Origin of the sequence: Phytobacter massiliensis JC163, assembly GCF_000321045.1 — a bacterium.
Taxonomy (GTDB): domain Bacteria; phylum Pseudomonadota; class Gammaproteobacteria; order Enterobacterales; family Enterobacteriaceae; genus Phytobacter_A; species Phytobacter_A massiliensis.
The window spans coordinates 330,828-348,972 of record NZ_HE578945.1 but is presented as its reverse complement, the minus strand read 5'-3'; the positions used below and the strand labels follow the sequence as shown (position 1 = coordinate 348,972).

The window sequence follows — 18,145 nt, the reverse complement described above, 5'->3', positions numbered from 1 at the left end:
CCAGGCCTTATAGTACGAGGACTTAGCCTTTTTTACCGTTTCACAACCTCAAATTAACCTCAAAATCAACCCTTGTACTGAAAAGAATCCTTACTAGAATACTCACCATATAGCGTTTTTCTTTTCGCAAACCCCCTATATGTTGTATTTATCCACAGAGTTAGTCACAAGGACGCTTTGTGGATAAATCGGGGATATTTTCTCTTTCACGGACAGGTAAAAACCCACATGAATCAGAGTCTGCTGGTGACAAAGCGCAACGGTAGCACCGAGCGCATCAATCTGGACAAAATCCATCGAGTTCTCGACTGGGCGGCAGAAGGGCTGAATAACGTATCCATCTCTCAGGTCGAACTGCGCTCGCACATCCAGTTCTACGACGGCATCAAAACGGCGGATATCCACGAAACCATTATCAAAGCCGCTGCGGACCTCATCTCCCGCGATGCCCCGGACTACCAGTACCTCGCTGCGCGTCTGGCTATCTTCCACCTGCGTAAAAAAGCCTACGGCCAGTTCGAGCCGCCGGCGCTGTACGACCACGTGGTGAAAATGGTCGAACTGGGCAAATACGACACGCATCTGCTGGAAGACTACACGGAAGAAGAGTTCAAGCAGATGGACGGGTTTATCGACCACGACCGCGATATGACCTTCTCCTACGCCGCCGTTAAGCAGCTGGAAGGCAAATATCTGGTGCAGAACCGCGTCACCGGCGAGATCTACGAAAGCGCTCAGTTCCTCTACATTCTGGTGGCGGCGTGCCTGTTCTCCAACTACCCGCGTGAAACCCGTCTGGACTACGTGAAGCGTTTTTATGACGCGGTCTCCACGTTTAAAATTTCCCTGCCGACGCCGATTATGTCCGGCGTGCGTACCCCGACCCGTCAGTTCAGCTCCTGCGTACTGATCGAGTGCGGCGACAGCCTGGATTCCATCAACGCCACCTCCAGCGCGATTGTGAAATATGTCTCCCAGCGTGCCGGTATCGGTATCAATGCCGGTCGCATTCGCGCGCTGGGCAGCCCGATCCGCGGCGGCGAAGCGTTCCACACCGGCTGTATTCCGTTCTACAAGCACTTCCAGACGGCGGTAAAATCCTGCTCGCAGGGCGGCGTGCGCGGCGGCGCGGCCACCCTCTTCTACCCGATGTGGCATCTGGAAGTCGAAAGCCTGCTGGTGCTGAAAAACAACCGCGGCGTGGAAGGCAACCGCGTCCGTCACATGGACTACGGCGTGCAGATCAACAAGCTGATGTACACCCGTCTGCTGAAAGGCGGCGACATCACCCTGTTCAGCCCGTCTGACGTCCCGGGCCTGTACGACGCGTTCTTCGCCGATCAGGACGAGTTTGAGCGCCTGTACGTGCAATACGAAAACGACGACAGTATCCGCAAACAGCGCGTGAAAGCGGTCGAACTGTTCTCGCTGATGATGCAGGAACGCGCGTCAACGGGCCGTATCTACATTCAGAACGTTGACCACTGCAACACCCACAGCCCGTTTGACCCGCAGGTCGCCCCGGTGCGCCAGTCCAACCTGTGCCTGGAGATCGCCCTGCCGACCAAACCGCTGGAAGATGTTAACGACGAAAACGGCGAGATTGCCCTGTGCACCCTCTCCGCCTTCAACCTCGGCGCGATTAAAAACCTCGACGAGCTGGAAGAGCTGGCTGTGCTGGCGGTACGCGCTCTCGATGCCCTGCTGGATTACCAGGACTACCCGATCCCGGCGGCCAAACGCGGCGCGATGGGACGTCGCACCCTGGGCATTGGCGTTATCAACTTCGCCTACTGGCTGGCGAAAAACGGCAAACGCTACTCCGACGGCAGCGCCAACAATCTGACCCATGAAACGTTTGAAGCTATTCAGTACTACCTGCTGAAGGCCTCCAATGAACTGGCGAAAGAGCAAGGCGCCTGCCCGTGGTTCAATGAAACCACCTACGCGCAAGGCATTCTGCCGATCGATACCTATAAAAAAGACCTGGACGGGATTGTCAGCGCGCCGCTGCGCTACGACTGGGAGCAGCTGCGCGAGTCCGTGAAAACGCACGGCCTGCGTAACTCAACCCTCTCTGCCCTGATGCCGTCCGAGACCTCTTCGCAGATCTCTAACGCCACCAACGGCATTGAGCCGCCACGCGGCCACGTCAGCATTAAGGCGTCGAAAGACGGTATCCTGCGCCAGGTGGTGCCGGACTATGAACTGCTGAAAGATAACTATGAACTGCTGTGGGAAATGCCGAACAACGATGGTTATCTGCAGCTGGTGGGCATCATGCAGAAGTTTATCGACCAGTCCATTTCGGCGAACACCAACTACGATCCGTCACGCTTCCCGTCGGGCAAAGTGCCGATGCAGCAGCTGCTGAAAGACCTGCTCACCGCCTACAAATTCGGGGTGAAAACGCTGTATTATCAGAACACCCGTGATGGCGCGGAAGATGCGCAGGACGATCTGGCGCCTTCAATTCAGGACGATGGCTGCGAAAGCGGCGCGTGTAAGATTTGATTTTTACCCTCACCCCGGCCCTCTCCCCATAAGGGAGAGGGAGCAAACCATTCCCTCGCCCCTGTGGGGCGCGGGTTAGGGTGAGGGGAAAACACATAACAGGACTCACATCGAATGGCCTACACCACTTTTTCACAGACGAAAAATAATCAACTGCTGGAGCCGATGTTTTTCGGCCAGCCGGTCAACGTCGCCCGTTACGATCAGCAAAAATATGACATCTTCGAAAAACTGATCGAAAAGCAGCTGTCGTTCTTCTGGCGCCCGGAAGAGGTGGACGTCTCCCGCGACCGTATTGATTACCAGGCGCTACCGGAACACGAAAAGCATATCTTCATCAGCAACCTGAAATACCAGACGCTGTTGGACTCCATTCAGGGACGCAGCCCGAACGTGGCGCTGCTGCCGCTGATCTCTATCCCGGAGCTGGAAACCTGGGTGGAGACATGGGCCTTTTCGGAAACTATCCATTCGCGCTCTTATACCCATATTATCCGCAACATCGTTAACGATCCGTCGGTGGTGTTTGACGATATCGTCACCAACGAGCAGATTCAGAAACGCGCGGAAGGCATTTCCCACTACTACGACAGCCTGATTGAGATGACCAGCTACTGGCATCTGTTAGGGGAAGGCACCCACACCGTTAACGGCAAGACCGTAACCGTTAACCTGCGCGAACTGAAAAAGAAACTCTATCTGTGCCTGATGAGCGTGAACGCGCTGGAAGCGATCCGCTTTTACGTCAGCTTTGCCTGCTCCTTCGCCTTCGCCGAGCGCGAGCTGATGGAAGGCAACGCCAAGATCATTCGCCTGATCGCCCGTGACGAAGCCCTGCACCTGACCGGCACTCAGCATATGCTGAACCTGCTCAAGAGCGGCGTGGACGATCCGGAAATGGCGGAAATCGCCGAAGAGTGCAAACAGGAGTCTTATGACCTGTTTGTGCAGGCGGCGCTGCAGGAGAAAGAGTGGGCGGAGTATCTGTTCCAGGGCGGCTCGATGATCGGCCTGAACAAAGATATTCTCTGCCAGTATGTCGAATACATCACCAACATTCGCATGCAGGCGGTAGGCCTCGACCTGCCGTTCCAGACGCGCTCTAACCCTATCCCGTGGATTAACACCTGGCTGGTTTCCGATAACGTGCAGGTGGCGCCGCAGGAGGTAGAGGTCAGCTCTTACCTGGTCGGGCAGATCGACGCCGAAGTCGACACCGACGATTTGAGTAACTTCCAGCTCTGATGGGCCAGGTTATTCTGCGTCTGACCGGCACGCAGCTACAGTGCCAGGAAGAGCACCCTTCCCTGCTGGTGGCGCTGGAGTCGCACCGCGTCGCGGTAGAGTACCAGTGCCGCGAAGGCTACTGCGGCTCCTGTCGCTGCCGGCTGGTCGCAGGCCAGGTGGACTGGCTGACCGAGCCGCTGGCTTTTATTCAGCCTGACGAAATACTACCCTGCTGCTGCAAAGCAAAAGGGGATATTGAAATCGAGATGTAATCGCGTCAAAAAAGTAGCCCGGATAAGGCATAGCCGCATCCGGGAAAGAAGTTGGGTAGGCCGGATGAGGCATAGCCGCATCCGGGTGTCCCGTCAATGGACTTCATGGGCGCAAACCAGCTGCGTTGCGCCACGTTTATGCATCTGCCACGCGTAGAGCATGCCGGCCAGAACCACCAGCAGCGCGCCAACCAGGTAAATCGCCCGGTAGCCAACGCCTTCCACCATCAGCCCCATCACGAAAGCCCCAATCGCCAGACCTGCATCCATCGCGTTAAAGAACAGGGAATTCGCCACGCCGATTTTATGCGTTTCGACCGCGCTGATAATTTGCGTCTGGAAGACGGGCGTTACCGAGCCGTAGCCAATACCAATAAGCGCGCCGGAGAGGATCATCGTTACGCTGCCGTGGGTATAACCCAGCACCACCAGCCCCACGGTGAAAGCCAGCAGGCAGGGGTAGACCACATACTTCGGCCCTTTGCTATCGCAGATGTTGCCGGTGAACGCACGGCAGATCATAAGAAGGATGGCGTAGCAGAGCAGGAAATTACTGGCGGCAGCCATCAGATCGAGTTCGCGGGCGTATAGCGCAAGGAAAGCGGAAACCCCGGCATAGGAGAAGGTCATAAAGAAGGTCACCAGCGCGAACGGCATGGCGGCGCGATCGAACATCGCGGCAAAGCCCATATGGGGTGTGGAACCATCCGCATGGCGGACTACCGGCGGCACTTTCATAAACAATGCGAGCACGATACTGAGCAGACAGATACCGGTGCAGAGCCAGAATGCGGGCTCATACGCGTTATGACGCGCCATATTCAGCCCGATCCACGGGCCGACCACCATTGCCAACCCCATGGCTAAAGAGAAAAAGCTGATGCCCTCTCCACGTCGTGATACTGGAATTAACCGCGCCGAAATCGTTCCTTTCACCGTTGTTATTATCCCGAAGGTAATTCCGTGCAGTATACGGATAAACAACAGCACGCCAATGGAATGGCAGAAAGGATACAGTGCAGTCACAGCTAAAAAGGCCAGAGAAGAGAGCACCAGAATCGTTTTATTCGAATATTTGCCGACCCATTGTCCGGCGAAAGGGCGGACGATAATCGCCGCGACGAGAAATAAAGTTACCAGCAGCCCGGCTTTATCAGCAGTGGCGTGGAGTTTATCGGCGATATAAAGCGGCAGGAGCGTCAGTAAGACATAGAAAACAAAGAAGATGATAAAGCTGATGATTGTTATTGCCCAGAAATCCCTTGTCCATAACTTTTCTTTCATTGTTCAGTAACCTTTATTCAGGCGCGCAGGTATACATTCCTTTGGGGACCATGCGTCCGGAAAGCTCGTTTATGTAGATTCTTACCTGCGTGAATATGTGATTAATTTCACGAAAAATCATAACGTTTGCTTTATCATAAATGAAATTAATCTTCTTAATCTTATCCATCAGTAAAAGCTAATGACACTGACCCAGATTTCAACGCTGCTGGCCGTCGTGGACTGCGGCGGATTTACCGAAGCAGGCAAACAGCGCTTTATGACCCAGTCGGCGGTCAGCCAGGCCATTGCCATGCTGGAAGATGAACTTGGCGTGAAAATCCTCGAGCGCGAGCGGCGCAAAGAGATAAAGCTGACCGCCGTTGGCGAACGCATTGTCCGCCGCATGCGCGCCATGCTTGATGAGATGAATGCCATTAAGGAACTGGCCGAACAGGAAAAGGCCATGCCGTCTCGTGAACTGCGCATCGGCTGTTTTCCAAGCGTCTGCGCCTGTATTTTGCCGCAGGTGGTACGTTATTTCGAACAGCACCATCCACAGGTCAGAATTATTCCTTTTGAAGCCAACAGCGTGGATATTGTCGCCTCGCTGCGGCAAAAAACGATTGATGCCGGCTTCGTACACTTCCCGGTCGCCGATATGTACGCCCAGCCGGTCTATAAAGATAAATTTACCGTGGTGGTGCCGGACGATCACCCTTTCTCCCGGCAACCTTTTGTGACGCTGGATGAGCTGTGTAATGAGGCGCTGATTGTCAGTAAAGGGCGTTATGAAATGAGTATTATGGCGCTGTTTAAAGAGCAGAATTATACGCCGGTCATTAAATACGAGTTTAACCATCCGGCAACGGCCATCAGCTTTATTCGCCAGGGGCTGGGAGTTGCGTTGCTGCCGGAACTGACGGTAAAAAGCCTGCAGCACCCGTTATGTTCGGTGCCGCTTAAGCCTGCTTTTTACCGCCACATATCGCTTATCGCCAGTGCGCCGCCGGTGGAAGGCAGCCCTCTTGCGCTACTGGAACGCTGCCTGAAACAGCTTTCACAGCATGACAGTTAATTGAGCACCAGCGCGTCAACAACGTTAATCCAGCCGTGGTCGCTGGCGATATCCTGGCCATTCAGCCAGCGGCGTAGCATATTGAGCGCCATCATCGCGCACACTTCCTGACGTACCGCCAGCCCGTGCCGGTTGGTGTTAAATTTCACCTGCAGGGCATGGGTGCCTTCGGGCGTCGCCAGCGCGAAGTTAAGATGCTCCTCTTCCAGCCCGGCCACGGCAAGCGCCAGCCCGGCCAGATGGCGACTGCGCAGGCCAGCCGCCCAGCGCGCCGTCTGCACCAGCGTTTCGGACTGGGAAGGCAGAACCTCGCTCGCCAGCAGCGGCGCATCGGCCCGCGCAAGCTGCAGCGCCACCAGGCCCGCGGTAAACTGTTCACTGAGCGTCAGGCTCAGCTGGCGCTCGCGCAGACGCTGCGTCAGCTGCGCCGGAAGCCCCGCCGTGCCCTCGAAAATCATACTTTCGCCCGCCACACGCTTAACCTCAGGCCACAGCGCCTCCATGGCCTCTCGCTGCGCGGCCGGGCCGGTGAGCTTAAGTTCGATAATGGGCATGGAAGAGCGGTAACCCATCACCACGCCTTCTGGCAGCGGCAACGACGCCAGGCTTTGCGCCAGGTCGCTTTCAGAGCGGCCAAAGGTGGTCAGACGCAGGCAGACCGGTGGCTCAGGCAGGGTAAAGCGCGCCCGCAGCCGCGGCAGGATCTCCTGTTCAACCATCACCTTAAATTCGGACGGCACGCCCGGGGTGAAAAACATCAGGCAGCGGTTAAGCTGCACGGCGAAGCCGCAGGCGGTGCCGACCGGGTTATCCACCAGTTCGGCGCTGGCGGGAATTTCCGCCTGTTTGCGGTTGCTCGGGGCCATGACACGGCCGCGCTCGCTAAAGAATTTTTCCATCTGGGTGAGCCAGGCTTCGTGCAGCACCAGCGCCTCCCCTTTCGCCTTCGCCGCCGCCAGCGCGCTAAGATCATCGCTGGTCGGCCCGAGGCCGCCGTTTACGATAAGCACATCAGCATGCTGGCTTCGCTCGCGCAGCACCGCAATCAGTGAGTCCAGGTTGTCGCCAACGGTGTTACGCCGGGTTAATGGCAGCCCCTGATTAAAGAAAAAATCCGCCAGCCAGGCCGCATTGGTATCCACGATTTGCCCGTGTAAAACTTCATCGCCGGTTGACAGCATCTCCACGTTTAACATTGTTTTCTCCAGCTATAGAGGTTGCAACACTATACCTTAAATCGTGGGGGATGCATGAAGGGGGGCATAAACTGGCGCGGCTGAACGCCACGCCGGAAGATCAGAAGCTGGCGTTGACGCCAACGTAGGGGCCATCAGCTACTGCGTTGTCACGGTTGCCATCTTTGCCGGCAAGACCGATGTAACGGTAACCCGCCTCAATGCTCAGCGGACGCATCAGGGTTAAACGCGCACCCGCATTGGCTTCTTCGTAATCTTTCACGCCGCTGGAGAGCGAGTCCGGTGAATAATAGTATTCGCCAAACAGACGGAAGCTATCGCCAATCTGCCACTGCAGGCCGCCGCCTACCGCTGCCGCGTAGCCTTCATCACCAGAATTGGGATTGAGATAGACCCCTTTGCCGCCCACGGTGCCCATAAATGGTCCGAGCGGGATGTTTAACCCCAGCCCTAACCCGGCGATATCGCCGTCGTCATCATTATGCGCCCAGTTGCCGCTCAGGGCCAGGCCGCTGGTTTCAGTGCCAATACCCACGCCAATGTTGGTATAGTCTTCGCCCGCGCTGCCGCTAATACTGATCGCATTCGCCCCCGCCGAGACCAGCAGGGTAAGCAAACCTAAACATACGCTCTTTTTCATGTTCCATTTCCACGCAAAATAAAGAAAATCCCAAAGCGGCTGATTGTACGATTATTTTTGCTAAGAATACGGAACCAAAAATGATTTGTTACACCATGCGGGGAAATGACATCTTTTTGTGCTCACGGGCGGGAGGGCCGCCCGCTAAGGGGGAGTGAAAGGCTGGCGAGCGCGCTCAGTGTTTAGGCTGCGCCAGTTCCGCTTCACTCAGGCCGGTAAGCTGTAGCACCAGCGCTCTCTCCAGCCCGTTGCGCAGCATTTCGTGAGCAATACGCAGCGCCTCGTTTTTCTGACCTTTTTTCAGGCCTTCTTCCTGGCCTTCTTTGCGCCCTTTCAGACGCCCTTCGCGGAAGCCTTTCCGTCGCCCAAGCTCTTCCAGATGTTCAGCAATAGTCATCAACGTCTCCTTGTGTTGTGGCGTGTGCCGCGCCAGCTGACGAAGAAAAGCGGCGGGCGCAGGGGTATTTGCGTTGCTCAACAGATAGTTGATCGCAGCGCGTAACTGCTGCTCACTAGTGTATCCCAGCAGTAATATCGACACCAGTTTGTCGAGAATCAGCGTTAAATCGCGCTGGCGAATATGTTTTTGCAGCAGTTCAAGTAAAGCGACCCGCCGGTGCGCAACGATCTCTTCGTCTGGTATGACCGTTATGTCCACCAGCGGAAACGAAGCACTATAGAGCCGTCTGGCAAAGTCCGGTGCCGCAAACCCATCCAGCCAGCGTAACGACCACGGATACGGGCTGACCCTCCCATGATAGAAGAGAATGGGAACGACCAGCGGCAGCGTAGTGTGCCCGGCGTCCAGATGGCGCTGCATCGCCGCGATGGCGTAGCGCATGAGGCGAAACGCCATATGCCTGTCCGGTGAACTTTGATGCTCAATAAGCGCGTAGATATAGCCGCTCCCGTTACGGGTTCTGACAGAATAGAGCACATCGGAGTGCGAAGCCCGCAGCGCCTCATCAACAAAGCTACCGGATTCGAGCGTCAGCGTTGCGAGATCGCAAATCTCCCGTATTGATGCGGGTAAATGTATAGCGAGAAAATCCTGCGCTGTCTCTTTATGGGCCAGAAAATGTTTGAACAGCGCGTCATGAGATATTCCGTTTGTTTTCATACGGCGTCCCTGCCTGTGGCGTCATTGGCAAAAACTAACACTTCCTCGCCATCGCCAGGGTTTGACGATAAAAAGCTGGAAAGCCGCACGCAAAATTAACTTGCTTCCACCCACTCCTGCAGGGCGCGGCGGGAAATTTTAATTCCCCCCTGCATAAGATCCGCCGGTAGCGCGCGCCACTGCACCGGCTGCTGGAACCGGGCGAGCTTATCCTCAACCCAGTGGGCCAGCCGGGTAAAGTCAACGGTATCAGCGCATTCCACTACCGCCACGGGACGGTGGCCGAACTCGCGGTCCGCCAGCGGCACGACAAAAACCTGTCGCACCTGAGGATGGGCGGCGATAACCCGCTCTACCTCCTCAGGCTGGATACCTTCTCCGCCGCTGAAAAAAAGGTTATCAAGCCGACCGAGGATCGTCAGACGGTTGTCGGTCAACACGCCCTTATCGCGGGTGGGAAACCAGCCTTCATTGTTAACCAGCGGCTGCACGCCTCCATCGCGCCAGTATCCGGCCGCCTGGCTTGTTGCCCGTAGCCATACTTCACCGTTGACGATGCGAAGCTCCCGGCCCGGCAGCAGAAAACCTACGTCAGACTCGCCGTCAGCTTCTTTGGCGCACACCGTCGAGGCAAATTCGGTGAGGCCGTAACCGCACCAGGTACGGACCCCGCGCTCGCGGGCGTGATGAGTAAGATCCACGGGGATCGCCGCGCCGCCCAGCAGTACGGCCTTAAGCGACACCGGCGTAGCCTCATTTAACAGACGCCACAGCTGCGTCGGCACCAGCGAAGCATGGGTGCATCCTCGCAGCGCGTCGGGCAGCGGCTTCTCAGTCAGGGTTAACCGCGCCCCCGCCAGCAGCCAGCGCCACAGAATCCCCTGACCGGAAACGTGAAACAGCGGCAGCGAAAGCAGCCAGTCATCTTCTGGGGCGAAAGGAATCATCGCCAGCACCCCCTGCGCGCAGGCAAGGTGCGCATCGCAGGTATGCACGGCCGCCTTTGGCAGACCGGTTGACCCTGACGTCAGGGTCATGGAAGCCAGCCGCTGCGGCTGCCATAGGGTCGCATACTCTCCTGCGCCCGCGCTCGCCGCCAGCGTCTGCAAACCGGCGTAGTCGCCGCCGTCCGCCAGATCGAGCGCGAAGCGCAGCGTCAGCGTTGGCAGCAGCCTTGCCAGTAGCGGAGCGGGAAGCTGTGGATTAACGGGCAGCACGCGCGCGCCGCACTGCAGCAGAGCGAGCCAGCATAGCAGCGCCTGCGCAGAGTTGCGGCTACGCAACATCACCCCATCACCTTCACACAGCCCCTGACGGGCAAAACCGCTCGCCTGCGCATCGACACGCGCGCAGAGCTCGCGCCAGTTCAGCTGCTCGTCATGCAAACGCACCGCCGGAGCGTGCCCCCGGCGTTTGCGCCATTCGCGCCACGGCCAGTCGCTGAATATCATAGCAACGGCTCCAGAGCGTCCACGGACAGACAGGGCAGGCTGCTGCCCGGCCAGCGGCGAACCAACTGGGCCTGCATCAGTTGCAGGGTGTCCAGCCCCGGCAGGGTTTGCGGCGTCAGCCAGGCGGCGACGCGCGCAAGCTGCGTCAGCCCCAGGCTGGACTCTATGGATGAGCTGATCACCGCCGTCATTCCCAGCGCCGTTGCCTGCGCTATTTGCATCTGCACGGTTTGCAGGCTACCGGTTAAGCCAGGTTTGATGACCACCGCCCGCACGCCCAGCTCTTTTTCAAAGACAAAATCCGCATCCCGCAGGCTTTCATCCCAGGCGATAGCGATGCCCGTTTCACGGGCGAAGGCGCGGGAATCATCCCGGCTTTGACACGGCTCTTCGAGAAAATCAATTCGGCTGCGATAGTCCGGGTTGACGTAGCGGGCGAACTGCTGCGCCTTAAGCGGCGTCCACGCGCGGTTGGCATCCAGCCGCAGGCGCAAATCGGGCAGCGCCTCCAGCAGCAGGTTAACCATCATGCCGTCACGCACGGCTTCATACAGGCCGACTTTCATCTTGGCTATTTTTTCACCTGGCATCGCGGAAAGCGTGGCGAACAGCGCATCCGGATCGCCGGTGCAGAGCGGTGCGGCCCGGTAGTCGGCGGCCAGCGGCAGCGTACCGTCCAGCTCCGCGAGCGCACAGCTAATGCCAAAGTCCGCCGACGGTAAGCCGGGCAGCGCTTCCTGCCGCCCGGCCTGCCAGGCACGTGCCCATGCGCACACGGCGGCGGTCGCCTCGGTAAGCGATTCAGAACTAAAGCCGGGCAGCGGCGCAATCTCTCCCCACCCTTCCCGCGTCGCGCTGCGCAGATGAATAAACAGCCCGTCGCGGGTTTTGAGCCGCCGTTCACGCAGCACCACGCCCGTGTCCATCGGTATCTGCCAGCGATATACCTGCGCGCGTCGCATTACGGGTTCCGTTTGAACTTGCTGAAGTCCGGCTGGCGTTTTTCATTGAACGCGTTGCGCCCTTCCTGACCCTCTTCGGTCATATAGAAGAGCATGGTGGCGTTGCCCGCCAGCTCCTGCAGCCCGGCCTGGCCGTCGCAGTCGGCGTTCAGCGCCGCTTTCAGGCAGCGGAGCGCCATCGGGCTGTTTTGCAGCATTTCGCGGCACCAGCGCACGGTCTCTTTTTCCAGTTCCGCCACCGGCACGACAGTGTTGACCAGCCCCATATCCAGCGCCTGTTTTGCGTCGTACTGGCGGCAAAGGAACCAGATTTCACGCGCCTTTTTCTGCCCGACGATCCGCGCCATGTAGGACGCGCCCCAGCCGCCGTCAAAGGAGCCGACTTTCGGCCCGGTCTGGCCGAAGATGGCGTTTTCCGCCGCGATGGTTAAGTCGCACATCATGTGCAGCACATGGCCGCCGCCGATGGAGTAGCCCGCCACCATCGCCACCACCGGCTTCGGGCAGGTGCGAATCTGGCGCTGGAAGTCCAGCACGTTCAGATGGTGCACGCCGGAATCATCCTGATAGCCGCCGTAATCGCCGCGCACTTTCTGGTCGCCGCCGGAGCAGAAGGCTTTGTCACCTTCGCCGGTAAGGATAATAACGCCAACGTTATCGTCATAACGCGCATCCGCCAGCGCCTGAATCATCTCTTTGACGGTGAGCGGACGAAAGGCATTGCGTACCTGAGGGCGGTTAATGGTGATTTTGGCGATACCGTCGCGGGATTTATGGTAGCGAATATCGCTGTAATCCCCGGAGCAGTCCTGCCACTCAATCGGTGCGTAAAGCATGTTTTCATCAGGATGAATCATAGTAAGCCCTTTATATAAGACGCAGGATTTGCGCCAGGCAGCGCGCTACCGCATCGGGCTGTTCCCGATGGGTGTTATGCCCGGCGCCAACAATGAGATGAGGCACGGCGCTGGTTTCAGCCGCCAGCGCACGAAATTTACGGTCATACTCGCCGGATAAGTAATGAAAAGGCACGGCCAGTTCATGCAGCGGGCCGCGTAAATCCGGCTGGATTGCCAGCGAGGTCGTCTCCAGCATGGCGGCGAGCGCCTGGCCGTCGTTCCGGCTGCGCGCACGCGCCAGCACGCGGCGCCTGGCCGGGCTTAACGAGGCGAAAACAGGCTGCTGATACCAGTCGTTAAAGACCTCAAGCAGCGGCTGGCTGCGAAAGCGCTGGGCCCAGCGGGTATCGGATTGCCACCTTGCCTGCCGCGCCTGGTCGTCAGTCAGGCCCGGATGCCCCCCTTCAACAACCAGCCCCTGCAAACCAGGGGGCCGCTGGCAGGCGAAGTGCATCGCTACGCGGCCGCCGAGGGAGTACCCCACCAGCCAGTAATTCAGTATGTTGTAACTAATTAAGCTCCGGGATAGCGCCGCGTCCACCTGAGTAAACGAGGTTGCGGCGACGGCTGACGAGCCACCGTGGCCGGGCAGGTCCAGATAGAGACAAGGGAACGGCGCAAGCTGTTCGCCAACAGGCCGCCACTCCTCCCCGGTGCCGGAAAAACCATGCACAAAGACCAGCCACGGTTTTCCCGCCTCGCCCGGCTGCGCGCGGCCATAAAGCATCACAGCTGGCTTACTCTGGCAAGCAGGCTTTGCAGCGCCTGCGCGCCGTCGGTGCCGTTGACCTCCAGCTCAATCAGCGTCGCGCCGGGTTTGCTCCAGGCCTCGCTTAAGGCGGAGCCCAGCTCCGCGAAGCTGCGGGGGCTGTGGTATGTCAGGCCGAACATCGCCGCCGCATGCTCAAAGCGGACATCCTGCGGCATCAGATAGAATTGCTCCCGCTCGTCAGGCGGCGTGGGCAGCAGGGAAAATATCTGCCCGCCGTTGTTGTTGACCACCATCAGCACGAACGGCGCGGGCGCATGACGCAGCAGCGCCAGCGCGTTTAAATCGTACAGCGCCGAAAGGTCGCCCACCACGGCAAGCGTCGGCCTTCTGCTTGCCCGCAGCACCCCAGCGGCGGTAGAAATTAAGCCATCGATACCGCTGGCGCCGCGATTGCTGTAGACCGGATACCCGGCAGGCAGTTGCCCGAAAGCGTCCACCAGGCGAACCACCAGACTGTTGCCGAGGAACAGCTGCCCCTGCGCCGGCAGAAACGCTGCCAGACGATGCGCCAGCTGGGCTTCGCCAAAGGTATCCGCGTCGGCAGCCACCGCCTGCCAGGCCTGCGCGGACAGCGCCGGAATGTCGACGGCCCAAAGCTTACGGCTTTGCGCCGGATGCTGCGCCAGCCACTCGCCAATCTCCGCAACCAGACGGCGGCCGCGATGGTGGGCCGGATCGAGCCGACCGCCGATGTTATCCACCAGCCAGTACTCTTCGGGTTCGCAGGTCGCCTGCCACTGCAGCAGGCGTTTCCCGGTCAGGCTACTGCCAAGCTGGATAACGATCTGCGCCTGCGCCAGCTCACTCACGGCGCGGGCATTGCCGAGCCATAAATCGGCGCAGGGCAAAGGCTGGCCGGTTTGCGACAGCACATCGCCAATCAGCGGCCAGCCAAGTGTTTTCGCCCATGCGGCGACCAGTTTGCCTTCCGCCGCGCTCATCCTGCCGGCCACGACCACGCCGCGCTTTTGCCGCCAGAAAAACCAGTCGCGCTGGCGGATGCAGCCGCAGGGGCCGTCTTCGCGCAGCCAGGGCTTGTCATCCTGCCACCATGCGCCCGGCGCCTGTTGCCAGCCCAGGCCCGTGTCATCCATTTCGCCATACAGCGGCTCAGCAAAGGGGCAGTTGATATGTACCGCGCCGCCGGGCGTGGAGCCCATCAGGTGGTCAATGGCGGAGATGAGCCAGCGTGCCGGAATGTCCTGCGAGGGCCGCGGCAGCGCGAGAGACTGCGCGGGATGGGAGGCAAACATGCCCGGCTGACGTATAGCCTGGTTCGCGCCGCAGTCGATCAACTCCGGCGGCCGGTCAGCGGTAAGAAAAATGAGTTTTTCGCCGGTCAGGCTTGCTTCGATCAGCGCAGGATACAGGTTCGCCACCGCGGTGCCAGAGGTGACAATCACCGCGACCGGCGTTCCGCTTGCCTTCGCCAGACCCAGCGCCAGATGCCCCAGCCCGCGTTCATCGAAATGGGTATGGTGAATAAATGCCGGATTTTCCGCCGCCGCGAGGGTTAACGGCGTAGAGCGCGAGCCAGGCGCGATGCAAACATGGCGCACCCCATGACGTGTTAACGCCTCCAGAATCACAGCCGCCCAGCGTCGGTTAAAAGCACTCACTGACATAAGTTTGTCCGGTATCAATATTGAGGCTTAGTATAGAGAATCAGGAAAGAGAGATTTTTGATATGAATCGGTAAACCATAGACTTCATGCGCGGGAGGCACGTGTCGCAGGCGGGTAAAGCGGGGAGCGAGGGTTGAGAGCGAGCCTGCCGCAAGGCAGGCTCTGATACTCTTAGCGACGCAGCAGCAGGCCCAGAACCAGGCCAATAGACGCGCCGACGCCGACGCCGTGCCACGGGTTTTCATGCACGTAATCATCGGCACGATAGACCGCTTTTTTAGCCCGGTAGTAGTAGGTGTCAGACGCGTTACTTACGCGGTTTTTTACATCGTGCAGCGCCTGCTCAGCGCGTGCTTTCAGCTCAATATACTTTTGATCGGCGGGATCGCCTGAGGAGCGCAGAACCTCTTCCAGCGTTTCGCTCAGCAAAGCCAGGTCATCATCGATACGTGAATCATAAAATTGATTAGACATCGGTTTTCTCCATGTTATGCACCTGTTCGCTAACTATAGACAATGCTTGCCGTTTACGCCTGGCCCACTTCTCGCGCCATGCCGATATGCGGGATGCCGTCTTCGTCATAAACGTCCGTCACCGGCGCGAAACCAAAGCGCCCATAGAAATGTTGCAGATGGGCCTGCGCGCCCAGATATAGCGCGTGTTGCGGCCAGTGGCGCAGGCAGGAGTCAACAGCTCTTTGCATCAGCTGTTGCCCCAGTTTTTCACCGCGAACCTGCTCGCTGACGATGACTCGACCGATGACGACCGGCTGCAATTCATCCTCATTTTTCAGAATCCTCGCATACGCCACCAGCTGTTCATCCTGCCAGCCAAGGATATGGCGATTCTCACCGCAAAGATCGTCGCCATCCACGTCCAGATAGGGGCACGTCTGTTCAACGACAAACACTTCACAGCGCAATTTTAAGGCGGCGTAAAGTTCCGCGACGGTAAGTTCAGAGTGGTGCAGGTCCTGCCAGCGAATCATGATGTGCTCCTTATTTTGTATCACCTCGTTATACTCATGCTTCGACATCAATGCAAAGGACGTCATCCACTATGGAACTGACTTTTTTAGGCACCTCAGCGGGCGTGCCGACGCGGGCGCGCAATGTCACGGCCATCCTGCTTAATCTGCAGCATCCAACCCAGCCTGGTATGTGGCTTTTCGACTGCGGCGAAGGTACTCAGCAACAGTTTCTGCGCACCGCTTACCATCCCGGCAAGCTCGATAAAATTTTTATTACCCACCTGCATGGCGACCATATTTTTGGCCTGCCGGGGCTGCTGTGCAGCCGTTCGATGGCGGGCAACACGCAGCCGCTCACCCTGTATGGCCCTAAAGGACTGCGGGAATTTGTGGAAACCGCCCTGCGCCTGAGCGGCTCATGGACAGATTTCCCAATGGTTATAGAAGAGATCGCCGCCGGAGCGGTGTTTGATGACGGGCAGTACAAAGTCAGCGCTTTTGCCCTGAACCACCCGGTTGAGTGCTACGGCTACCGTATTGAAGAGCATGATAAGCCCGGCGCGCTGGATGCCCGAGCGCTGACAGCCCTGGGCGTAAAGCCGGGGCCGCTATTTCAGCAGTTAAAAAATGGCGAAACGGTCATTCTCGACGATGGCCGCGCCATCGACGGGCAGGCGTTTATCTCCCCCGCTACGCCGGGTAAAAAGCTGGCTATCTTCGGGGATACCGCCCCCTGCGACACCGCCCGGCAGCTGGCGAAGGGGGTAGATTTAATGGTGCACGAGGCCACCCTTGAGCAGGCGATGGAAGAGAAAGCTAACAGTCGCGGACACAGCTCCACCCGCCAGGCGGCGCAGCTGGCGCGGGAGGCTGGCGCAGGCAGGCTGGTGATTACCCATTTAAGCTCCCGTTACGATGCCGAAGGCAGCCAGGCGATGCTGGCAGAGTGCCAGGCCATCTTCCCGCAGACTCTGCTGGCCGACGATTTTCGGGTTGTTAGTCTGTGATGTGAGATTGCGCACTCTACTTTTTCCTCAAGGTGCCGATAACAGCTTTAACGCAGGCATTCCACATTGAGGGCATGATGGATAATTTCCAGAAAGATATTGATGACAGGGCCAATCTCACCCTGTCGAACCGTTTTGAGCTGCTGCTTTTTCGCCTCGGCACCTCAATGAATGGCGAAAAGTCAGAGCTGTTCGGCATCAACGTGTTTAAACTGCGCGAAATTGTGCCCATGCCTGCTTTTACCCGCCCGGCGGGAATGAAGCCGCCGCTGATGGGGATGGTCAATATTCGAGACCAGGTGATCCCGGTTATCGATCTCGCGGCGGTCGCGGGCTGCAAGCCGGCAACCGGCCTGAATATTCTGTTGATCACGGAGTATGCCCGCAGCGTGCAGGCGTTTGCCGTCGAGTCGGTGGAAAACATCATTCGCCTGGACTGGAAGCAGGTCCACACCGCCGAAAAAGCGATTAACGGCCACTACATTACCAGTATTGCCTGCCTGGATGACGATCGTGACAGCAATAACCTGGCGATGGTGCTGGACGTTGAGCAGATCCTGTATGACATCGTGCCTTCCGATCACGATCTGCACGGTAAACACATCCCCGATAAAACCTTCAATATTAAGCCGGGCGCGGTGGCGATTGTCGCCGAAGATTCTAAAGTGGCGCGCGCGATGCTGGATAAGGGGCTGCAGGCGATGCAAATCCCCAATACCATGCACGTTACCGGGAAGGATGCCTGGGAGCGCATCCAGCTGCTCTGCCAGCAGGCGGACGCCGAAGGGGTGCCCATCAGCGATAAAATCTCGATGGTGCTTACCGACCTGGAGATGCCGGAGATGGACGGCTTTACCCTCACCCGCCTGATTAAGAGCGACGCGCGCCTTAAGCAGATCCCGGTGGTGATTCACTCTTCTCTGTCCGGCAGCGCTAACGAAGATCACGTGCGTAAAGTGCAGGCGGATGGCTATGTCGCCAAGTTTGAAATCAACGAGCTGTCGTCGGTGATTCAGGAGGTGCTGGAACGTGCGGCGACGCGCGCCCCCGGTCCGCTGATCAGCGGCCAGAAGCTGATGTCGACTCCGCTGTTAACCAAAAAATATCCCGGGTGCGACACGCCGCATCCGGGATGTACGAATAGAGAT

Annotated in this window: 17 protein-coding genes; 6 read left to right on the top strand and 11 right to left on the bottom strand. The window is 58.2% G+C overall.

Annotated elements, in window-relative coordinates; genetic code table 11:
- Window positions 1–228: 228 nt before the first annotated feature.
- The 3 genes from nrdA to yfaE all read left to right on the top strand — a co-directional run bounded on the left by nrdA (window position 229) and on the right by yfaE (window position 4,013).
- On the top strand, window positions 229–2,514 hold the full coding sequence (gene nrdA, locus ENTHG_RS01895) for a class 1a ribonucleoside-diphosphate reductase subunit alpha (protein ID WP_044172897.1): 2,286 nt from the start codon (window positions 229–231) through the stop codon (window positions 2,512–2,514).
- A 114-nt stretch (window positions 2,515–2,628) separates the two neighbouring features.
- Window positions 2,629–3,759, top strand: coding sequence for a class Ia ribonucleoside-diphosphate reductase subunit beta (gene nrdB, locus ENTHG_RS01890; RefSeq protein ID WP_044172892.1), 1,131 nt, complete (start codon window positions 2,629–2,631; stop codon window positions 3,757–3,759).
- Window positions 3,759–4,013, top strand: coding sequence for a class I ribonucleotide reductase maintenance protein YfaE (gene yfaE / locus ENTHG_RS01885; RefSeq protein ID WP_044172889.1), 255 nt, complete (start codon window positions 3,759–3,761; stop codon window positions 4,011–4,013). The genes nrdB and yfaE overlap by 1 nt, the downstream gene beginning before the upstream one ends.
- A 93-nt stretch (window positions 4,014–4,106) precedes the next feature.
- Here the strand turns inward: yfaE and ENTHG_RS01880 are convergent, their stop codons facing one another.
- Entirely contained in the window at window positions 4,107–5,297 is a 1,191-nt protein-coding gene (locus tag ENTHG_RS01880; protein WP_044172886.1) for an MFS transporter, read from the bottom strand.
- 181 nt (window positions 5,298–5,478) lie between these two features.
- Here ENTHG_RS01880 and ENTHG_RS01875 point away from each other — a divergent pair, with 181 nt between their 5' ends.
- Window positions 5,479–6,354, top strand: a complete 876-nt coding sequence (locus ENTHG_RS01875; protein ID WP_044172883.1) for a LysR family transcriptional regulator — start codon at window positions 5,479–5,481, stop codon at window positions 6,352–6,354.
- Here ENTHG_RS01875 and ENTHG_RS01870 read toward each other — a convergent pair.
- The 10 genes from ENTHG_RS01870 to ENTHG_RS01825 all read right to left on the bottom strand — a co-directional run bounded on the left by ENTHG_RS01870 (window position 6,351) and on the right by ENTHG_RS01825 (window position 16,008).
- Complete coding sequence (locus ENTHG_RS01870; protein ID WP_044172880.1) at window positions 6,351–7,550, bottom strand: nicotinamide mononucleotide deamidase-related protein YfaY; 1,200 nt, start codon at window positions 7,548–7,550, stop codon at window positions 6,351–6,353. The genes ENTHG_RS01875 and ENTHG_RS01870 overlap by 4 nt on opposite strands.
- 100 nt (window positions 7,551–7,650) lie before the next feature.
- Complete coding sequence (locus ENTHG_RS01865; RefSeq protein ID WP_044172877.1) at window positions 7,651–8,190, bottom strand: YfaZ family outer membrane protein; 540 nt, start codon at window positions 8,188–8,190, stop codon at window positions 7,651–7,653.
- 175 nt (window positions 8,191–8,365) lie between these two features.
- Entirely contained in the window at window positions 8,366–9,310 is a 945-nt protein-coding gene (locus ENTHG_RS01860) for an Rpn family recombination-promoting nuclease/putative transposase (protein WP_044172875.1), read from the bottom strand.
- Between the two features lie 95 nt (window positions 9,311–9,405).
- Window positions 9,406–10,761, bottom strand: coding sequence for an o-succinylbenzoate--CoA ligase (menE, locus tag ENTHG_RS01855; protein ID WP_044172872.1), 1,356 nt, complete (start codon window positions 10,759–10,761; stop codon window positions 9,406–9,408).
- Window positions 10,758–11,723, bottom strand: a complete 966-nt coding sequence (gene menC, locus ENTHG_RS01850; RefSeq protein WP_044172870.1) for an o-succinylbenzoate synthase — start codon at window positions 11,721–11,723, stop codon at window positions 10,758–10,760. Before menC ends, menE begins: the two co-directional genes overlap by 4 nt.
- Window positions 11,723–12,580, bottom strand: a complete 858-nt coding sequence (menB, locus tag ENTHG_RS01845) for a 1,4-dihydroxy-2-naphthoyl-CoA synthase (RefSeq protein ID WP_044172867.1) — start codon at window positions 12,578–12,580, stop codon at window positions 11,723–11,725. The genes menC and menB overlap by 1 nt, the downstream gene beginning before the upstream one ends.
- A gap of 10 nt (window positions 12,581–12,590) precedes the next feature.
- Window positions 12,591–13,352: a 2-succinyl-6-hydroxy-2,4-cyclohexadiene-1-carboxylate synthase gene (gene menH, locus ENTHG_RS01840; protein ID WP_044172864.1), complete on the bottom strand. Its 762-nt coding sequence runs from the start codon at window positions 13,350–13,352 to the stop codon at window positions 12,591–12,593.
- Window positions 13,349–15,019, bottom strand: a complete 1,671-nt coding sequence (gene menD / locus ENTHG_RS01835; RefSeq protein WP_044172861.1) for a 2-succinyl-5-enolpyruvyl-6-hydroxy-3-cyclohexene-1-carboxylic-acid synthase — start codon at window positions 15,017–15,019, stop codon at window positions 13,349–13,351. The genes menH and menD overlap by 4 nt, the downstream gene beginning before the upstream one ends.
- Window positions 15,020–15,190: 171 nt before the next feature.
- Window positions 15,191–15,493, bottom strand: a complete 303-nt coding sequence (gene elaB / locus ENTHG_RS01830) for a stress response protein ElaB (protein WP_044172858.1) — start codon at window positions 15,491–15,493, stop codon at window positions 15,191–15,193.
- Between the two features lie 53 nt (window positions 15,494–15,546).
- The gene (locus tag ENTHG_RS01825; protein ID WP_044172855.1) at window positions 15,547–16,008 is read right to left on the bottom strand and encodes a GNAT family N-acetyltransferase; all 462 of its coding nucleotides are present in this window, start codon (window positions 16,006–16,008) and stop codon (window positions 15,547–15,549) included.
- Window positions 16,009–16,079: 71 nt separating this feature from the next.
- On the opposite strand from ENTHG_RS01825, the gene rnz reads away from it, so the two are divergent.
- Together rnz and ENTHG_RS01815 are read left to right on the top strand one after the other, a co-directional pair.
- Complete coding sequence (rnz, locus tag ENTHG_RS01820; protein ID WP_044172852.1) at window positions 16,080–16,997, top strand: ribonuclease Z; 918 nt, start codon at window positions 16,080–16,082, stop codon at window positions 16,995–16,997.
- Window positions 16,998–17,074: 77 nt separating this feature from the next.
- On the top strand, window positions 17,075–18,145 hold a 1,071-nt coding region (locus tag ENTHG_RS01815), incomplete at its 3' end, for a chemotaxis protein (RefSeq protein WP_081653612.1).